14 protein-coding genes are annotated in these 19,299 nt (G+C 43.2%); 7 read left to right on the top strand and 7 right to left on the bottom strand.

Annotated features, from left to right (window positions below; all coding sequences use genetic code 11):
• Positions 1-15 precede the first annotated feature (15 nt).
• From D9603_RS04570 to D9603_RS04545, 6 genes are all read right to left on the bottom strand, one after another.
• Positions 16-1,374, bottom strand: coding sequence for a DUF3526 domain-containing protein (locus tag D9603_RS04570; RefSeq protein ID WP_128730440.1), 1,359 nt, complete (start codon positions 1,372-1,374; stop codon positions 16-18).
• Entirely contained in the window at positions 1,361-2,800 is a 1,440-nt protein-coding gene (locus D9603_RS04565; RefSeq protein WP_128730439.1) for a DUF3526 domain-containing protein, read from the bottom strand. Before D9603_RS04565 ends, D9603_RS04570 begins: the two co-directional genes overlap by 14 nt.
• 25 nt (positions 2,801-2,825) lie before the next feature.
• Positions 2,826-3,548, bottom strand: coding sequence for an ABC transporter ATP-binding protein (locus tag D9603_RS04560; RefSeq protein ID WP_125251268.1), 723 nt, complete (start codon positions 3,546-3,548; stop codon positions 2,826-2,828).
• Between the two features lie 150 nt (positions 3,549-3,698).
• Positions 3,699-4,151: a hypothetical protein gene (locus D9603_RS04555; protein WP_125251267.1), complete on the bottom strand. Its 453-nt coding sequence runs from the start codon at positions 4,149-4,151 to the stop codon at positions 3,699-3,701.
• Positions 4,152-4,160: 9 nt separating this feature from the next.
• Complete coding sequence (locus tag D9603_RS04550) at positions 4,161-5,420, bottom strand: MFS transporter (protein ID WP_241651580.1); 1,260 nt, start codon at positions 5,418-5,420, stop codon at positions 4,161-4,163.
• An 11-nt stretch (positions 5,421-5,431) separates the two neighbouring features.
• Positions 5,432-6,253, bottom strand: a complete 822-nt coding sequence (locus D9603_RS04545; RefSeq protein WP_128730437.1) for a nicotianamine synthase family protein — start codon at positions 6,251-6,253, stop codon at positions 5,432-5,434.
• Between the two features lie 165 nt (positions 6,254-6,418).
• Here D9603_RS04545 and D9603_RS04540 point away from each other — a divergent pair, with 165 nt between their 5' ends.
• Both D9603_RS04540 and D9603_RS04535 read left to right on the top strand, forming a co-directional pair.
• Entirely contained in the window at positions 6,419-7,588 is a 1,170-nt protein-coding gene (locus D9603_RS04540) for an efflux RND transporter periplasmic adaptor subunit (protein ID WP_128730436.1), read from the top strand.
• Positions 7,588-10,692, top strand: a complete 3,105-nt coding sequence (locus tag D9603_RS04535) for an efflux RND transporter permease subunit (protein WP_128730435.1) — start codon at positions 7,588-7,590, stop codon at positions 10,690-10,692. The genes D9603_RS04540 and D9603_RS04535 overlap by 1 nt, the downstream gene beginning before the upstream one ends.
• Before the next feature lie 141 nt (positions 10,693-10,833).
• Here D9603_RS04535 and D9603_RS04530 read toward each other — a convergent pair whose 3' ends face one another.
• Positions 10,834-12,957, bottom strand: a complete 2,124-nt coding sequence (locus tag D9603_RS04530; RefSeq protein WP_128730434.1) for a TonB-dependent siderophore receptor — start codon at positions 12,955-12,957, stop codon at positions 10,834-10,836.
• 404 nt (positions 12,958-13,361) lie between these two features.
• Here D9603_RS04530 and betI point away from each other — a divergent pair, with 404 nt between their 5' ends.
• The 5 genes from betI (at position 13,362) to D9603_RS04505 (ending at position 19,178) form a co-directional block, all read left to right on the top strand.
• Positions 13,362-13,952, top strand: coding sequence for a transcriptional regulator BetI (gene betI, locus D9603_RS04525; RefSeq protein ID WP_125251262.1), 591 nt, complete (start codon positions 13,362-13,364; stop codon positions 13,950-13,952).
• A 1-nt stretch (position 13,953) separates the two neighbouring features.
• Entirely contained in the window at positions 13,954-15,417 is a 1,464-nt protein-coding gene (gene betB, locus D9603_RS04520; RefSeq protein ID WP_128730432.1) for a betaine-aldehyde dehydrogenase, read from the top strand.
• Positions 15,418-15,429: 12 nt separating this feature from the next.
• Positions 15,430-17,094 carry a choline dehydrogenase gene (gene betA, locus D9603_RS04515; RefSeq protein WP_128730430.1) on the top strand — a complete coding sequence of 555 codons (1,665 nt, stop codon included), beginning with the start codon at positions 15,430-15,432 and terminating at the stop codon, positions 17,092-17,094.
• Between the two features lie 152 nt (positions 17,095-17,246).
• Positions 17,247-18,464 carry a BCCT family transporter gene (locus D9603_RS04510; RefSeq protein ID WP_128730428.1) on the top strand — a complete coding sequence of 406 codons (1,218 nt, stop codon included), beginning with the start codon at positions 17,247-17,249 and terminating at the stop codon, positions 18,462-18,464.
• A 12-nt stretch (positions 18,465-18,476) separates the two neighbouring features.
• Positions 18,477-19,178 (top strand): TorF family putative porin, encoded by a 702-nt coding sequence (locus tag D9603_RS04505; protein WP_128730426.1) that lies wholly within the window; start codon positions 18,477-18,479, stop codon positions 19,176-19,178.
• The last annotated feature ends 121 nt before the right edge of the window (positions 19,179-19,299 follow it).

Genomic DNA, 19,299 nt, shown 5'->3' with positions numbered 1-19,299 from the left:
ATATACGTTAAAAGGTTATATCACTTTTACTTTGCGGATCCTCACAATAGCTATCATTAACATCAGCGCTACCACTGCGGTGCTTAAAGGCAACTTCCATGAACCACCTTGCGCTACCATGGTCTGTGGTTCAAATTTTGGAAAGTCAGCGATATCTTGGCGACTTACCTGTTTATCAAAAAACAAAAAGTCGTAAAAATAATGGCGAATTGTTTGGTGATAATCAGCTATTTGTTGTTGGTATTTGATTTGAAAGTTGCCACTGGTTTTGGCCAGTTCATTCAACGAAAGCTGAAAAAACAGTGCAGGAGATAGCACACTGAGCTTTTGTAACTGATTTTGACGAGCTGCATTACTGCGCCTATATGCTTCCACTTGATCTTGAACGGCAATGTCACTCATGTGTTGCTGGGCATAGTACCACTTCCAATCAAATGCTTCCCCCAGTGGTGCTGTATTACTCCATTTGCTCTCTTTAGCCACAAAAGCATCTAACGTTGCTTGCTTGTCTTGATCCCAGCCATCATTGAGTGTCATACGCTGCTGTAGCGTGATTTCAAGAGGTGCATCACTGTGATACTGATTTGACAAATATAAGTGCACAGCCCCTGGTAACAATAGTGCTAATACCACCCAACTGCTGAGGTAAGTTAGGCTATTGAACACACTATTTTTACCGAAGCTCATGATAATGGCTGCCAGTGCAAACCAAAACACCATATACAGACTAGTTGCGCCAAGTACTGTCCAGAAGAAAATATCGAAAGGTAAAGACAATAATAGTGCTGCACTGATCAGTAACAGGGCAACCATGAACCAGATCACAACAAATCGTAATGCAATTTGTTTTCCCACTAATGAAAATACACTACGAGGCATGGCATTGAGTAAGCGCCAGCGCCCAGCATGTTGCTCATCAGAAATGAGTGTGACAGTGAGTATCCCTATCACCAAAGGTAAAAAGTAAACCAATACAAACCCCAAATCTAAGCCACCAGCGCGCTGTTGACTTGGATTGACGATTTCACGGTTATATATCTGACTCTGTAATGCGGTGGCGCGGATCTTCGCTGCGACCATTGAAGAGGAAGTTTCCCCCACAAATAATGCAGCCCATGGACTTAGCTGCCATTGTGTTGGTGCGCTGGCGTAATAAGCCAAAGAGCCAGGCTCAGGCAAAGCTTCACGGCTACTGACATGCTCGCGCTCCTTTTGAAATACCACTGTCGATTTATATTGGTCAATACGTATAGACTTGTATCCCAATGCACCTTGGTAGATAGCAAAAATACCAGATAGGAGAAACAGTACGAGTACTAGTTTATTAACCGTACCTGCAAACAAGCGCTTACATTCGAGTTTAAACAGCAGCATAAATTCTCCTTTGCATCTTGTTGGAATTTAAGAAAGTAAATAGCAGAACAACAACAATGAGTGGCAAGAACCAAGATAAGGAAAATACCTTGAGAGACCAACTTAAGCGTGGCGTGGCATAGGTAAATGCTTCAAATGTTTGCCAGTAGGATTTATCAACTCGTTGTGCCCTGTCGTTGTGGTGGTGGATTTCATGAGTGTGCAACTGATTGAGCTTTTGAATACGGGCATATCTGTGGGCTTCGGCTTGTTGCTCAAAGTCCAGAAAATGACGTGTATCGGTACGTGTTAATGCCATCGAAAAGTCTCGAACAAACAGGTATGGATTTAACCAGTAGAATTGACTGACAAATTGTTGCTGTGACTCAAATTTTTCTATTTGTTGCTGATAATGCTTTTTGTAGATCTCAGCATTGAGCCTTTCTCCCTCTTGCATTACTAGCCCTTTGTAATTAATTGGCAGTTCTTCTACGGTTGATACGCCATATTTTTCCAGTGTATCTGCACGAAACTTACTAAAATAGGGATCATCTGGGTTATGACTGTTTCCGACTTTCCGGTTATCTAGTTTTACAGCAAGCTCGAAATCATTGCGCTTTTGATGTGGATATTGGTGATGTGCAAACTCAGCAAGCATTCTTGGCATAAGTATTGTGAGGATAAACCATATTGATGTAAGTAATACCAATGCTTGTTTTGGTGCCTTTACCGTACTTGAAACAAGCAAGGTAATAGCTATCCAGAACAGGCAGTATACAAGGTAAAGCGCAAAGAGTAGTAGCAGTCTAATTGGGGCTTCCGATGAAAACTGAGCGCCCGTACTGGCAGCAAGACCGAGTGCGAGCACAAACACTGGCAAGATAAAAATAACAGACAAGCATAAATAACTCAGGCTTTTGCCTGCGATCAGCGCCCGAAATGGCACACCCATTGACATTAATTGCCGAAGAGTACCGCTTTTTTTCTCTCCACTAACACTTGCAAAGCCCAGTGCAATAATCAGCAACGGCCAGATCAGCAATAAAATATTGGCACTACTTAGCTCAGAAAAACGCAGTAATGTTCCTCCGTCCTGATCGGTGGCAAAATTGGCACTGTTTTGTTTATGTGCTTCTAAGAAGATACTGTCGCCTACCCAGGCATTAACACCTAGATCAAAGAAGCTAAGAGCGCTAGGTGGTCGAAATGCAAAGTGACCAAAATGCGCGACGCGATGTGGGTGCCGATCAGGTTGTGCATTCCATTGTTGCTCGACCAGCTGCTGCGCTTTGGTTTGCATATTCATGCTTTGTTGGTACTGCTGCCAACCAGTAAAAAGTGCAACAACCAGCAATAATTGGATCATCACAAATAATAACCATAAGACCGGACTTTTCCGCTTACTAGCCAACTCGTGACGACAAATTTGTATTATTTTATTATTCATAGACGGGACAATTCCTATTTAAAGACTAACTAGCTGCACGGATCGTCGCGGTTCCAGAGATAAGTTCGTGGTAAGTGGTTTCTAAACTACTTAGCGGTAGCTTTTTATTATCCAGTAGGGTCAGCAATTTTCCTTTATCCATAATGCCGATTTTATCTGCAAGCGTGTGTGCGCAATAAAAGTCATGAGTCACCATTAAAATAGCAGCTCCCTTATTTGCAAGCCTCTCGATGATGCGAATAAATTCAAGGGTTGCACTTGGATCTAGTCCTGAAGTAGGTTCATCTAATAACAGCACTTTTGCTTGGCGCATAATCGCAAACGCTATCCCTACTTTTTGTCTCATTCCTTTAGAATAGTTTTTTAAAGACTGTTTTCTTGCCTGTTGTTCAAGCCCTGTTTCATCTAACGCCGCATGAATTTGGGTTTCACTGACAGTTAGCCCAGCAAGGCTTGCCAAGTATTTGAGATTATCAATGGCATTAAACTCTTGATATAGGTTTACCTGCTCTGGTAGATACACCAACTTATCTTTGCTATTGGTATGCTGATTTACCTCCACACCATCAATCAGAGCCTGTCCACTATCGGGCTGTAAAAAGTTAAGAAAAATATTTAATGTTGTGCTTTTTCCCGCGCCGTTTGCACCCAACAAACACATGATCTCACCTTGCTCAACTTTAAAGCTCAGATCCGTGATCACCCGTTTGCCCGTAAAAGATTTTGTTAATTGTTTGGCTTCTAACACAAAAAACTCCCTGATGTGATTAAAACCACATGTGCAAAGTGATGCCTTGGGGGTAGGAATACAGAGCGCATGTGGTCAAATTGTAGAATGATATGTTTGGTTATAACATATCATCTTTTATCTAAATAGGAACAGTTTTTATTTGCTGCGTTAACATATTGGTACCAGAAAGCTAGCCGTGCCCGCAAAAGCACCACCCTCTACACGGATCTGTGCATTTTTATAGTAAACAAGGTCGTTTGATAATTGTTTTTTGCAGTGTTTAGGAAAAAAACCCTCAAATTTGACGGCTTCAGTGGTATTGATGGTGCGTTTGAACTTAATGTCTAGATCTCTTAGGTAGACCTCTCCTACTTTTTCGGTTAGTTGGTTATCCCAACACCCATAAATAATACCGAGCTGAGAGATCCAAATCATGGCGCTTTGTGCGCTGAAATGAAAACGACCATCTCCTGGCATTTGAAAGTGCTCAACATTAACGCGTCCCTCAATATATCCAGGTTCCAACGACACGGAACTAAAAGACATGCGCTCTTCACGCCAGCCATTTTCAAGATAGTCTGACATATAGGCTCGTTGCTGCGCTTGAGTAAGTTGAATCATGGTTAACCCTTACTTTGATGTAGATGGATTGGTTGTTTGAATGTGGTTGTTAACTTGGTGTGCAGACATAAACATAGTGTTAAGTAAAGCCGTGCCGACACCGATTATGATCAGGCTATACCAAGCGAGATAGTCGTGATGAGCCGTGTAATCAAAGGCTGCCCCTACTACACTGCTACCAATGATTAACCCTGCACCTGCAAATAAATAGAAAAATCCGTAATGTGTTGCGACCGACTTATCTTGTGCAAGTAAAGATATTTGACTCATGATAAATGGGAAACTCACCATTGTGCCGAGTGTAAATACAGTCGCTAATAGACTAAGTGGTAAGTAATACAATATGCCCGATTGATAAGGCCAATCTACAAGCAAGGTGGCAAATGATAATCCCATTAGTGCAATACCTATACTGATCCATTGACTCGGCGACAACCAGCGTTCACATAAACGGGTGACCGGGAACTGAAAGCAGATTGAGATCAGCGCGCATAATGTTAATACCCAAGCGACTTCTTTTGTTGTACCTGACTGACTTACAATGTGAAGTGGGATCGCAAACGAAATCTGATTTATTAACATAAAATAGCCAGACATGATCAGTGAGAACAGAATAAACGGGCGATTACTCAACACACCTTGGATCATTGCCCGTACACCCGTGCTATCTGCGTTAGGTTGTGCGGTTTCTTGGTGTTTGGTTGTGGATTTATCGTTTAGTAATACAGTAAAAATGAGCGCAAAGAGTGCAAAAGGCAGTGCTGACACTATACACAAGGTATCAAAGCTAATACTTATCAACATCAGACCACAGACTGGACCGAGTAACTCTCCCCCATTTCTGGCAACACCAACCAGCGCAAACATTTGCGCGCGACTCAGCTCGGTTTGCTTTGAAAAGTAAGACTGTGCAGCAGGAGTGAATAACGCCCCTGCAAACCCGGTTAAAAAGGCAGCTAAGAAAAGCAGTTCAACAATATGAGAAAACAAAAACAGACAAAAACCGAGTGCTCGTAGGAGACACCCGACGACAATAAGCTTTTTCACTCCAAATAAATCAGCCAATAATCCGCCAACTAAAAATAGCCCTTGTTGGCAAAACGAGCGTACACCTAAGACCAAGCCAACCAGTGTCGCGCTTAGTAATAGATCTTGTTTTAGGTAGCCTGCTAAAAATGGAATTAGCATGTAAAAGCCAAGGTTGAATATAAAGGCTGCAAACAGCATCCAGCGGTATTCACTGCTAAGTTTGAGGTAGGTGTTAAACATAGAGATCATAGCTAAATCGGTTTTTGTGCAATCAAAATAGAATGGAAATTGTCAGCATAGGTTTGAATTTTTAGTTTCAGTTGAAACGGTGCTAACCCTGATTCATCAACACTTGGATATAACAATGTCCGTAAATTGAATGCTGTTCTTACCACGAGTTGTGCGCCGGGGCGCATTTGCTCAAATAAATGAGTGATGATGCTGTTTTTAATTTGCTCATCACCGACCAAAGCGGCGAGCCAGATCACATCGTATTTCGCCAAATTCTGTTGTTGACAAATATCATTGTGAATGAAATTCATTTCGTTGCCACTGGCAAGAGCATCACAAACCTGTTTGCCTAACAATAAGTCATCTTGTTGAATATCTAGGTTATCAACCTGTAAGCCCGCCTGATGTAGTGCCAGCGAAGTAAGTGGCAACGCGCCTGAGCCCACCATTAGTACATGCTCTATGGGCTGCTCTGCTAAAGATTTGACGGCGTTTATCTCAAGCCCTGTCGCACGCTGATAGTGATTAAAATAAGGATACTCTTCAATCAGGAGTTGTTGAGCTGCGGCACTAGCCACAAGGCGTTGTGCCCAGTGCTGTTCATATAAACTGGATGCCATACTAAACAGATGTTGGATTTGGGGCTTCACTGCTTTTATTTTGGCTTGTGCTAACACTTGTGTGGCAAATTCACTGCCATGTTCGTTCGATAACAACCCCAAAAATTGGTCAAACGTAGCCATTGTTTGCGCATTTATCGTCAACGATTCCATACTGTGAATATGCTCATACATTGCCACAATTTGTGAAGCATGGTCTTCAACGTGATTCATTAAAGTCATAAGTAAGTCACTACTATACTGTTCCTGTTTTATGTTATAACATAACTCACTGGTTATTTATGTGTAAACAAAATTATTTAAAAATTTTTAGCTAAGTGAGAGGCTTAGTTAATTTACAAACAAATAATTTACTATTTTCACAAGACGTTATGTTGAGAATTTTTGATGAAAGAAAATAAAAATAAGTCTCTTTATCATCAGTTTAGGGGGAGAGTATCTGCCCTAATACTCGTATTGTTGGTGGGGGTCACAGCTTGCTTTGCATTGTTTGGGGTGACAAAAGTACCTGCCAATACGCACACATCGCAAGCGGTTTTTCCTTTGGTATCAAGTGTACCCATAGCTGTTACTGATCATCAAGTAAGCTTGTCACTATCGGGAATATTAAAGCCCGCAGAGCAAACAGATGTTGCATTTGAAGTTTCAGGAAAGGTTGTATGGCTGCATGAGGCGTTTGTTGTTGGGGGAATAGTTAAAAAAGGGGAAGTGCTGGCGCGACTAGACCCGTTTGATTATCAGACCCAACTTTTAAACAAGCAGGCTGAATTGGCATTGGCACAATCACACTTATCTGAACAGTTAGCACTGGCAAAGGTTGCAAAAAAAGAGTGGGAAAATAACCCTCATGTTACAGAGCTTGCGCTGAGAGAGCCTCAAGTATCCAGTGCTAGAGCACATCTTAAAGCGGCTGAAGCTGGACTTGCTCAGGCACAAAAGAATCTAGCTAGAACAAAGTATTACGCACCCTATGATGCGTTAGTCACACGTCGTGATACTGGACTTGGGCAGGTGATTAACATCGGTCAGCAGCTCGGTATTGTGGTTAATCTGAGCTATGGAGAGCTGCACGTACCTATCGCTCAATTTGATTTGCCATTTTTGCCACCTTTGCCTGTATCTGAAGTGACAATTACAGCTGATGATATACAGCGTGTAGGCACACTAACACGCCATACAGGGTTATTAAGTGAGCGCACGAGAATGGCTTACTTTGTAATAAAAGTAGAAGATCCTTATGCCTTACACAGCACGTTACCCGCGATACACTTTGGTCAGTTCTTACAGGCACAAGTGCCTGGTAATATACTGAAAAATGTATTGAAAATTCCGCAGGAGTGGATAAAAAACGAAATGCTCTGGTTAGTGAGTCCAACGCAACAGCTAGTACAGTTTCCTGTTAATGTGCTACGCAGGGAGCACAATAGTGTATTGATAAGCGCACCACCGTATACCGACCACCAGCTGGTTACTCACTTACCTGACTATCCTCAAGCCGACATGCAAGTTCGCACTAATACGGTGCATACGCAATTGGCTGTTAAAGGAGATGAATAATGGGTTCGCAAGGTAAACTCATTAGCTATTTTGTTCACCACCCTGTCGCGGCTAATTTGTTAATGCTGTTTATTGTTTGTATGGGGCTATTGAGCTATCAAGGGATCCAACGACAAACCTTTCCGGTATCTGAAAATAATAAAATCGTCGTTACAGCCACGTTATTGGGTGCACCTGCTAACGAAATTGAAGAAAACATACTGGTCAAAATAGAGCAAGCACTACAGTCACAGGTTGGTATTAAGCGTCTCACTAGTTTTGCTTCAGCTTCCAGAGCAAAGATAGAAATTGAATTAGAAAATGACCAAGATTTGGCGTATCGCCTAGACGAAATCAAGATGAAATTAGATGCTATCGCGACATTTCCTACCGCTATGGAACCGTTGCAGATTGTTGAAAGTGCTCAGCGTCAACGGGCATTAAGTGTTGTGTTATCTGGAGCTGATGACCCACTTGAGCTGAAAAAGCTCGGAAACGAGTTTAAACAGGAGCTGCTGCAACTAGAGGGAATATCACATGTAGAGGTATCAGCACTCCCTGATTATGAGGTAGCCATTGAGCTGACTCCACTCAAACTACAAAAATACGCGCTGAGCCTATCTGAGGTCGTACAGGCAATTCAAATGAATGCAGATAACTTATCAGCGGGTCAAATAAAAACGGCTAGAGGTAATATTTACCTGCGACTAGCACAGCGTGGTTATCAGGGTAATGATCTGAAAAACATACCCATTATTACAGGACCGTTGGGGGAAATTGTTCGACTTGGCGATATTGCAATTATCAAAGATGGTTTTCAAGAAACGTTAGATGCGGGGCGTTTTAATGGCCAACAAGCAGTTTACATCATGGTGCTTGGCGAAAAGGCGCAATCGCTCACCGATGTTGTTGCGCAAGTAAAAGCTTACATTGACTTCAAACGACAAGCTTTGCCTGAACATCTTCAAGTGTACGAGTTTGTTGATGTCACAGTGTACCTTGATGGTCGACTATCCATGATGCTGAATAATCTTGCGCAAGGTGCCCTTTTGGTATTTATTGTTTTGGCCGTGTTTTTACGCACCAAACTGGCTGTGTGGGTGATGTTAGGTCTACCTGTTGCGATGCTTGGCGCATTTTGGTTAATGCCGATATTTGGTATCACTATGAATTTAGTTTCATTATTTGCGTTTATCATGGTGCTGGGCATAGTGGTGGATGATGCTATTGTGATTGGAGAGAGTATCTGTGAGCAGACTGAATTAAACGGCCATTCTCCAGCACAAGTGGTACAAGGTGCAAAAAAAGTGGCAATGCCAGCTACTTTCGGCGTGCTCACGACAGTCGCTATTTTTATGCCGTTTATGTTCAGTAGTGGGCCGAATTCCGGACAGTTTATTGCTATCGCAGGGGTTTGTATTTTGTGCTTATTATTTAGCTTGATCGAATCTAAGCTGATCTTGCCCGCTCATCTAGCCTCAGTTCAACTCGCGCCAAAACCAAAGACGCATTGGCGTCAACGCTTTAATGACCGTTTTTATTCCCTATTGCACCACTATTATGCGCCCCTTCTGAGACGCTGTATTCACTATCGTTATGCTGTGATAGTAGGTTTTGTTTGCCTGTTAGTATTTTCTATTTGCTTATTAGCCAGTGGTTTACTGCGCTTTACTGCGGTACCAAAAGTACCACACGATTACCCTTCAATTAATATTCAGATGGATCACGCTGTATCTGAGGCGCAAACGCTTGCTGCGGTTGAACAAATTGAAGCTCTCATCGTGCAAGTTGAGCAGGATATTCAAGCCGAGACGGGCAAACCTATGATGGACGCAATGTATACCCGTATTGACCACCTAAAAGAGGCTGAGGTAGTAGTACCTCTAGTAGCCGAAGCGTTACGTCCCTTTGATACGTTTGAGCTGGCAAAGCGCTGGCGAGCGCAATTACCAGATATACCAGGGGTGAAAAAGCTGACAATAGAGTCTGACGTAATTGATATTGCTGAGAAAAGTGATATTGAATACCGTTTATATGCCCCTGACGCAAGCACATTGTATGCTGCCAGTCGTGACTTTGTTGATAGGCTTAATGGGACCGCTGGTGTTTATGGGGTTTACTCATCATTAGATAGTGCGCAGCTTGAATATCAAATCCAGCTAAAGCCACTAGCATATCAGTTACAGCTCAGTGCAAAAGAGGTGACACGACAAGTTGCTGCTCATTTTTATGGTATTGAGGTGCAGCGAGTAATGCGTGAAGGCCAAGAAGTTGTATTTAAAGTACGCGGAACAAAGGCCCAGCGTCATCAATTGAGCGCCCTTGCCTATACACTGATTACTTTAGATAACGGCGAACAGGTCTTTTTTGGCGATATTGCCAAAACAGTAGCGGTGCCTGGCTTATCAGACATCACTCGGGAGCAAGGTTATCAAGTCGCCACAATCAGCGCAGACGTTGATGAGCAGCATAATACAATTGGTAAGGTGGTCGAACAGATTGAATCACAACTTTTACCAGCACTCAGTCAAGCACACAGTGGGCTTACCACTCAGCCTGGAATAGCGCTTGAAGATCAGCGCCAAGAGCAAAGTGAGGTACTGACGTTTGGGCTGATTGGATTGTTGGTGGTTTACTGTTTATTGGCACTCCCTCTTAAAAGTTACCTTCAGCCAATCATCGTGATGTCTGTGATCCCCTTTGCCGCTGTGGGCGCATTGTGGGGGCATTACTTCCTTGGCTATAGCTTGAGTATGATGTCGGTCTTTGGCATCGTTGCCGCTGCTGGGGTGGTGATCAATGACTCTTTAGTCATGACCGATGTTGTGAACACGCAGAGATCCGCAGGTCAAATTACTAAAACAGCGGTGATCCAGGCTGGGATTGGTCGCTTTCGTGCCATTTTACTTACTTCATTGACAACCTTTCTGGGACTCGTCCCCATTATGTTTGAATCAAGCTTACAAGCTCAATTTGTGATCCCAACAGCGATTTCTTTGAGCTTTTCAGTATTATTTGCGACGGTTGTTACTTTAATAATGGTGCCGTGCCTGTACATGATGTTAGAAGATATTAAGCAGGTATTTCTCTATAGGCTTAAAAAGTCTGTCAATAGGGTAGCTTAAGGACTCCAAGCTCTGTTTTTAGCTCATAAAAAAGCCCAAAATGTATTTGGGCTTGAGACTTAAAGGTCAGGCATGTGCCTTGTTGAAGTAAAAAGAGTGTGTCCAGTCAAAGGAGAGCGTGGACACACAAAATGACGCTGATTAGAACTGATAAGACGTCGATAGCAGCACCTTACGAGGCTCACCAGGCTGTACCCACATCTGTGAATATGAATTGGTAAAATGCTCACGGTCAAAGGCGTTATGTACCTGCGCTTTCACAGACCATCTGTCACTGATTGCATACTCTGCAAATAAATTGACTGTAACATAAGAAGGAAGGTAAAAATCGCTACCACGCTGGCCTAATCGCTCATCGACATATTGCGCACCAACACCTGCAGACAAAGTGTTACCATATACGGTGTATTGCTGTCGTAATTGTATGCTCGCCGCATTTTCTGGAATATTAAGTAGATCATCACCTTTTCTGATGGCTACACCTAATCCTGTATCTATAGAATCTTTACTGACCTGCGCATCTAGATAGGTATACGAAAATTGAATTTGGGCATCAGCAGGCAATTGACCGATGATATCCAACTCAACCCCTTCACTGGTGGCTTCACCAATCGCCGCGCTATATCCAGGGTTTTGTACGTCCGCCACAATGATGTTGCTTTGTTCACTATCAAAGTATGTCAGTGTAATGTCGACATTGTTGTCTAATAATGACCACTTACTACCAACCTCTATTGATTCGCTTTGGTTTGGATCAAAGCCGTTTCCTAGATGATCAGTGCCAAAATTTAAGCGGTACCCTTCACCGTATGTTGAGTAGAGCGACCAGTTATCATTGAGCTGATACACCACGCCCATTTGTGGGCTAAAGTGCTGTTCAGATTGATCTGCACTTTTCATGCTTATCTTGTCATCGGTGGTCTGTTTTAGCCAGTCGAAGCGACCACCAATGCGAATTTGCAGTGCCTCAGTCAGAGCGATTTGATCTTGAATATAGATACCTGTCGCCCATTGATTTTGCTGGCGAATAATGACTGGGCTTGGGGTTGGTGAAGGATATTGACCATACACTGGTTGATGGATGTTAATCGCATACAACTGTGCATCGGTTGGGTTAGTACTTAAAGCGGGAGCTCGAGCAACGCGATAATCACGGTCGAATTCAAAACGGTCATAATCTACACCAGCAATGATATGATGCTTAATTGACCCTGTCACTAAATCTCCAGCGAGTTCGAAGCGTGCAACATATTGATCGGTATCGTAAGCACGTTGGCGATGTTGGCGTGTCAGCGTTTGAAAATCACGATACAGTTTTTGTCTTGACGGTGAAATATCGGCATCGCTCGATAGACTATCTAATTCTGTTTGTCTAAAAGCCAGTGCAGAGCTCAGTTGCCAGTCATTATTTAAATCATATAGCCATTGCAGTTGATGACCGTGCACCATTGTTGTGGTGGGGCCATCTCCTGGCTCACCAAGAAAGCGCTCGATTGGCATAAAATCAAAGTTGCCATTGGGTGCTATGATCCCGCGGTCAAACGGGATCTCTTGCTCTGCATACTCAAAATCGTACTGCCAGCTTGAGTCTGAGCTTTGATCAAACACAAACGATGCCATCATCCCGTGTTTTTGGGTTTCGATGGTATCACGAAAGCTGTCCTCTTCTTCGTAGAAACCAATGAAGCGACCTGCGACTGAATCAGAAAATACAGTATTTATGTCACCTTCTATTCTACGGTGAGCCCTGCTGCCTGCGGTGAGCTCTATTTCACTAGATGATTGGAAAGTTGGCTTTTTGGTAACAAGGTTAATTGAACCTCCTGGCTCACCACGACCAAATAAAGCCGCTTTTGGTCCTTTTAATACCTCAACTCGCTCGATACCAGACACATCTCTTGGCCCTGAGAATCCTCGTCCAGCATTAAAGCCATTGACTAAATAACCACTTGGGACGTTTTCATCACCAAAAAAGCCTCGGATAGCAAAGCTGTCCCAAAGGCCACCAAGGCTATTTTGGCGACTTACAGAGGCTGACATGTCCAGTACCTGTGTTAAATCTGTGATACCCGTTTGTGCCATCAACTCAGCGTCAAACTCGAATATAGCCTCGGGAGACATTAGATGGGTAAAATCACCACGATAGGCTTGGCGTTCACCTGTAACTTCAATGGTTTCGATGCCATTATCGGCAGATACTGAGAATGCTGCCAGTAAAGACACGGCAATCACACTTAAACGGCAGGTAGAGTGAAAGGGAGTCATTATCAATCCTTCATTATGATATAATATAACGCTTATTTGTGGTGACTGTACCATGAATGAGGTCAAGTGTTAAGCAGTAATCAATGTCGCGTATTCGTGATATAAGTATTGTGTCATTGTTGCTAAAAATAGTAATAAATGCGGGAATTTTATACAGTAAAGCGCATCACTCTTCACGAAGAGAATTAGTTGTTAAAGCGATAGGTTATCGCAAATACCTGCAAAATATCAGATTTTTAAATTTTTTTTGAGATTTTTTGTAATCCTTCAAAACCCCTTAGCTATCATGGGATTAACCTAGGTACAAACGTCAAAAAATTGGCTTTTTACAAAAAGTCAACCTTGAAGTCTCATCATGATCACCCTAAGCTTTATTTTAATTGAACGGTCAATTAATAAAAGCTATGCCAAAAGTCGGAATGGAACCTGTTCGTCGTCAGCAGCTAATTGACGCCACGCTAGAGTCAGTTGCCGAGTTAGGATTACAAGCAACCACAATTAATAGTATCAGCAAAAGAGCGGGGCTCTCTTCGGGGATAATCAGCCACTATTTTGGTGGTAAACAAGGCTTAATTGAAGCAACCGTACGCTACTTATTAAACAGTCTAAAATATAGTTTGTTAGATAAAACCTATGGCGGTTGTAGTGCTGAACAGCGATTGATGTACATCGTGGAAGCTAACTTTGCCATGGTGCAGCAGCAGTCCAACACGACGCGTACTTGGTTAAGCTTTTGGGCCCAATCTATGCACGATGATGAGTTACACCGACTACAGCACGTCAACAGTCGCCGATTGCAAAGTAACTTAGCAGTGTCATTGGCTGCTTTTATGCCAAGAGCTGAGGCAAAAGAAGCGGCAGAACTTGCCGCAGGCATGATTGACGGGCTATGGCTTAGAGCCGTATTAAGTAAAGCCGACCATCACGCGTTTCATCACAGCGAAACGCTCGCAAAACGCTACATTCAATCACTTATTAAGCAGTTTGGAGGATAATGTGACAGTCCCTGTATATCAAAATTTTATTCATGGCCAATTTTTGGCGAACCACTCAGGCGAAAAGTTTGCAGTAAAAAATCCAGCAACGGATGAAGTGATCTACGAAGTAGAAGTTGCTGATAGCCATATTCAGCAAGCTGCAATTGACAGTGCCAAAGCAGGTTTTGCCCTTTGGTCGGCAATGACGCCAATTGAGCGCAGCCGCATCTTACATAAGGCTGTGTCGTTATTACGTGAGCGTAATGATGAACTTGCCAAAATTGAAGTGTTGGATACAGGTAAGCCTTGGCAAGAGGCAGAATGTGTAGACATTCAAACTGGCGCTGACGTGATTGAATATTTTGCAGGGTTGGCACCCGCTCAGACTGGAAGCCAGCAACCTGTCGGCGGTGATTTTTTCTATACTCGTAAAGAACCATTAGGTATCTGTGCAGGCATCGGTGCGTGGAACTATCCGCTGCAAATTGCATGCTGGAAATCAGGCCCTGCGCTGGCAGCTGGTAATGCACTGATCTTTAAACCGTCTGAAGAAACGCCGCTTGGCGCGGTAAAGTTGGCTGAAATATTTATCGAAGCAGGTGTCCCTGCGGGCGTATTCAATGTAGTGCAAGGTGCCGCTGAAGTGGGTCAATGGCTCACAACACACCCTGATATTGAAAAAGTCTCTTTTACCGGTGAAGTTGGCACGGGTAAAAAAGTCATGCAAAGCGCATCGAGCAACTTAAAAGAAGTGACCATGGAGCTTGGTGGTAAATCTCCTCTTATCATCTTTGAAGATGCGGATATCTCTCAAGCAATAAGTGCGGCAATGTTGGGCAACTTCTACACTCAAGGTGAAGTGTGTACTAACTGCACGCGCGTATTTGTACATCGCCGTGTATATGATGCCTTCTTGGCAGAGCTAAAACAGCGCACTGAGCAAAATATCATTGCCGGTGATCCACTCGATCCAAACGTTAACCTTGGTGCGTTAATCTCAAAACAACACCAAACCTTGGTGATGGACTATATCGCAAAAGGTAAAGCCGAAGGGGCAACTGTACTGACAGGCGGTGAAGCCATCAGTCCTGCATCTGCACCAAACGGCTACTTTGTTGCGCCGACGATATTTATCGACTGTCATGATGAGATGACTATTGTGAAAGAAGAAATCTTTGGTCCAGTGATGTCTGTATTGGTATTCGATGACGAGGAAGAAGTCATTCAGCGTGCGAACAACACCCACTTAGGTCTGGCTGCGGGTGTATTTAGTAAAGATATTAAACGTGCACACCGTGTGATCCACCAGCTAGAGGCTGGTATTTGTTGGATCAATAGCTATGGTAACTCGCCTGCTGAAATGCCAGTTGGTGGCTATAAGCAGTCTGGGATCGGTCGTGAAAATGGCGTAGAAACACTAGACCAATATACCCAGACAAAATCTGTGTATGTAGGTATGAGTGATATTGAAAGCCCATTTTAATCGAGGAGTACTATGACTGATTTTGATTATATTATCGTAGGTGCGGGTTCTGCCGGTTGTGTGCTTGCAAACCGATTGTCAGAAAACCCCGCGCACAAAGTATTGTTACTCGAAACGGGTGGTAGTGATAAGAGCATTTTTATTCAGATGCCAACCGCGCTATCTATTCCAATGAATACCGATAAATATGCTTGGCAGTTCCATACAGAGCCTGAACCGCATTTAGACAACCGCGTTATGCATTGCCCTCGCGGCAAGGTGCTTGGCGGCTCATCGTCAATCAATGGCATGGTGTATGTGCGTGGTCACGCAAAAGATTTTGATGAGTGGCAAGACCACGGTGCACAAGACTGGGATTATCAGGCTTGCTTACCTTATTTCAAGCGCGCTGAGTCTTGGTATTTAGGTGGCGATCAGTACCGTGGTGAACAAGGTCCGCTTGGCACCAATAATGGTAATGAAATGGCAAATCCGCTCTATCGCGCGTTTATCAGTGCAGGAGAGCAAGCCGGCTATGCCTTTACCAAAGACTACAATGCTAAGCAACAAGAAGGTTTTGGCCCAATGCACATGACCGTCAAAGACGGTAAACGCTGCTCATCAAGCAGAGCCTATTTGGACCCTATCAAGCATCGTAGCAATCTGACGATTGTAACGGGAGCACTGGTACAAAAAGTATTGCTAGAGGACAAAGTTGCAACGGGTGTCGAATATAGCGTGAAGGGCAGCCTGAAAACCGCGAATGCGGCGAAGGAAGTGATCTTGAGCGCAGGTTCAATTGGCTCACCACATTTACTACAACTATCTGGCATTGGTGATAAAGACGCGTTGACTGCCGCAGGCGTTGAAGTGAAACATCACTTACCAGGTGTGGGTAAAAACCTACAAGATCACCTAGAATTCTATTTTCAATATAAATGTAAGCAGCCGATCACCTTAAATGGTAAGTTGGGACTGATTTCTAAAGGCTTAATTGGTGCCAGGTGGTTGCTTGATAAGTCAGGTCTAGGTGCAACTAACCACTTTGAATCTTGTGCCTTTATTCGTTCGAAAGCGGGCGTTGAGTGGCCGGATCTTCAGTACCACTTTTTACCTGCTGCTATTCGCTATGATGGAAAAAGTGCATTTGATGGTCATGGTTTTCAAGTTCATGTTGGCCACAATAAACCAAAGAGCCGTGGTGAAGTCACGATTAAATCGGCGGATCCAAGGGTTGCACCGAAAATACAGTTTAACTATTTAGCTGAGCAAGAGGATATCGAAGGCTTTAGAGCTTGTGTTAGGTTGACTCGTGAAATCATTGAGCAAAGTGCATTTGATGATTTTAGACAAAGCGAGATCCAACCTGGTGAGCATATCCAAACCGATGAAGAGATTGATGCCTTTGTGCGTCAAGCGGTAGAAAGTGCCTACCACCCTTCTTGTTCATGCAAAATGGGAGAAGATGAAATGGCCGTTGTAGACTCGCAAACTCGCGTTCACGGTGTACAGGGTTTACGCGTTGTCGACTCTTCTATTTTCCCAACAATTCCCAACGGTAACCTCAATGCGCCAACCATTATGGTCGCGGAAAAGGCTGCGGATATGATCCTTGGTAATCCGCCATTAGCCCTTGAGGAAGCAGAGGTTGTCATGACACAGAACTGGCAACAAGTTCAACGTAGTTCGGAGATGTAGTTTCGCCACTCGTATGGGAAAGTTCGTGCCCCATATGAGGCCTGCAGTGGCATACAGTGCAAGTAGTTTGCACTGTATTAATGCGGGAATAACGTACATAAAAACAACGGAGAAAAAAATGAGTTACTTCTATCTATTTTGGGAGGGTGACAATGACAGTATGGCTTAGTGCAGGCATCATTTTCACCCTATTAGCAGTCGCCTTTATCTTATTAAAATGGGGAAATGTTCAGTGCGTTGGTGTTACACCAGTTAAAACGTTCACTTTTATTGCTATTTTATTTACTTCTGGCCTCGATGTTGGCCTGATCATGTTTCCGCTTACGGAGTTTGCGGGTTACGCAGACATAAAAGCAAGCCCAGAGTACGCATTTACAAATCCTCTAGCCATAGAGTTTGGCTTTTGGGGGTTTTTAATCTGGGGGTTCTACTTTCTTACGTGTTTTTATTTCTGCGTAATAGAGCCCAAAGTGAAGTTCTTTGAAATTCCTTGGGTTAAATTCATTAATAACATCGTTATTATTGGAACTTGCGCGTTTACCGCTTTCTTATTGTTGTCTAATCTACCTTGGTATTTACCTAGCTTAGGTGATGGCGAGTCAATTATTCCGAGTTTCTATTTAATCGTGTTTGCAGCGATCGCCTTTGCCGTTTACTCAAGCACCAGCCTTAAATACGTGCGCTTTCTAAGCATCACGACGACCTGGGTATTTATTGGCCTAATCGCCTTTATGTGGGCATCAGCGTTTGTTTTTGGTGACAGTGCAATGTCGAGTTATACCAATAATCTGGCGCTCATCGGTGGATACTTTGCCAATATTGATCAGTTCATATTACCACTTAATGATTATCATGAATTTTATCTATTTTGGTGGTTTGCTTGGAGTATCATGATAGGGCAATTTACATCGCGTTTTGTTGGCGGCTTGAAGACGTATCAAGTGTTGGCGGCGATGCTTATATTCCCTTCTATCCCTATCGCAGCATGGTTTAGTGTGCTTTATCACTATCATGAGGCTGGGATCCCAACTGCTGGCATTAAGAACTTTGCAATGGTGTTTGTGGGTATCGTGTTTGTGATCAACTCACTTGACTCGCTGATCCGTTTATATACTGATAATTTGAATTTAACAGTTAGTCGCCTTGGTAAAAGGAACTATATTTTACTTAACATAGTTGCACTATCGCTGCTTACCTTGTTATTTAAACTAAACTTTTTGCAGATCCAATGGGTTGGTGCGCTGGTCATTGGCTTGTTCTTCTCGTGTTTTGCGTACATTGCTTATAGCAAATTCAAAACCGTGAGCAAGATTGATAGCTCACCAAAAGACAACCTTATCGACTTTAGAAAAATTGAATCTGTAAATTAGGGATACAACGATATGACAACTTTAAAGAAAACGCTTTGTGCAATACCACTTGTATTTGCATCCAATTGTGCACTGGCTGATTGGTCAGCAACACTAACAGGTGTGTCTGATTATACTTTTAACGGTGTGAGTCAAACTCAGAACGACCCTGCGCTACAAGGCAGCATTGATAAAGCGTTTGCCAACGGTGTATATGCTGGAAGCTGGGCGTCTAATGTCGATTTTGGTGGTGACACTGATGTAGAGTGGGATTTTTATGTTGGTCGCTTCGTCGAGTTGAACCAAAGCTGGAGTGTTGATTATGGCATTGCCTATTACTCATATCATGGTGGTGATGATTCGAGTGACGGTAACTATCCTGAGATTTACACAAAATTTGGTTACAGCAGTGAGTTTGGCCAAACAGAATTTAACTTTTGGTATAGCTGGGATTACTTTGGTACTGAGGCGGGTCATACTATTGCGATGGTGGCGCATACTTTTGAAATTGCACCAGGCCATGCGTTAAGAGCTAGCTTTGATGTGTCCAACTCCCTTGATGGAGATAAGTATAGTTGGGATGGCACTGGTAAGTCATACAACCATTATCGATTAGCTTATCAAACGGCATTGCAAGGTTTTAACATTGAAGTAGCAGCAGAGAATACCAGTCTAGACTGGGATACCGCTGACGAGCGTATCGTTTTGTCCTTATCAAGGACCTTCGATTTATAAGGCTTTGTAAGCGTCACTTGATGATGACCGAAATACCAGCCTAATTTAGGCTGGTATTTTTTTGGCTATCGACACGGTTTTCTCGCCTCAAAATAGACCACTTAATTAACCCCAGCTCGGG

Source organism: Pseudoalteromonas sp. PS5, assembly GCF_004103255.1.
In the GTDB taxonomy this organism is placed as follows: Bacteria; Pseudomonadota; Gammaproteobacteria; order Enterobacterales; family Alteromonadaceae; genus Pseudoalteromonas; species Pseudoalteromonas peptidolytica.
This window is presented reverse-complemented; position numbering and strand designations above follow the sequence as displayed.

Bases quoted from the DNA above. Each gene is read 5' to 3' on its own strand.
- D9603_RS04510 (WP_128730428.1), top strand. From the start codon at position 17,247: ATGACAGTATGGCTTAGTGCAGGCATCATTTTCACCCTATTAGCAGTC.
- D9603_RS04530 (WP_128730434.1), bottom strand. From the start codon at position 12,957: ATGACTCCCTTTCACTCTACCTGCCGTTTAAGTGTGATTGCCGTGTCT.
- D9603_RS04550 (WP_241651580.1), bottom strand. From the start codon at position 5,420: ATGTTTAACACCTACCTCAAACTTAGCAGTGAATACCGCTGGATGCTG.
- D9603_RS04505 (WP_128730426.1), top strand. From the start codon at position 18,477: ATGACAACTTTAAAGAAAACGCTTTGTGCAATACCACTTGTATTTGCA.
- D9603_RS04540 (WP_128730436.1), top strand. From the start codon at position 6,419: ATGAAAGAAAATAAAAATAAGTCTCTTTATCATCAGTTTAGGGGGAGA.
- D9603_RS04545 (WP_128730437.1), bottom strand. From the start codon at position 6,253: ATGACTTTAATGAATCACGTTGAAGACCATGCTTCACAAATTGTGGCA.
- D9603_RS04570 (WP_128730440.1), bottom strand. From the start codon at position 1,374: ATGCTGCTGTTTAAACTCGAATGTAAGCGCTTGTTTGCAGGTACGGTT.
- betA (WP_128730430.1), top strand. From the start codon at position 15,430: ATGACTGATTTTGATTATATTATCGTAGGTGCGGGTTCTGCCGGTTGT.
- D9603_RS04565 (WP_128730439.1), bottom strand. From the start codon at position 2,800: ATGAATAATAAAATAATACAAATTTGTCGTCACGAGTTGGCTAGTAAG.
- betI (WP_125251262.1), top strand. From the start codon at position 13,362: ATGCCAAAAGTCGGAATGGAACCTGTTCGTCGTCAGCAGCTAATTGAC.
- D9603_RS04535 (WP_128730435.1), top strand. From the start codon at position 7,588: ATGGGTTCGCAAGGTAAACTCATTAGCTATTTTGTTCACCACCCTGTC.
- D9603_RS04555 (WP_125251267.1), bottom strand. From the start codon at position 4,151: ATGATTCAACTTACTCAAGCGCAGCAACGAGCCTATATGTCAGACTAT.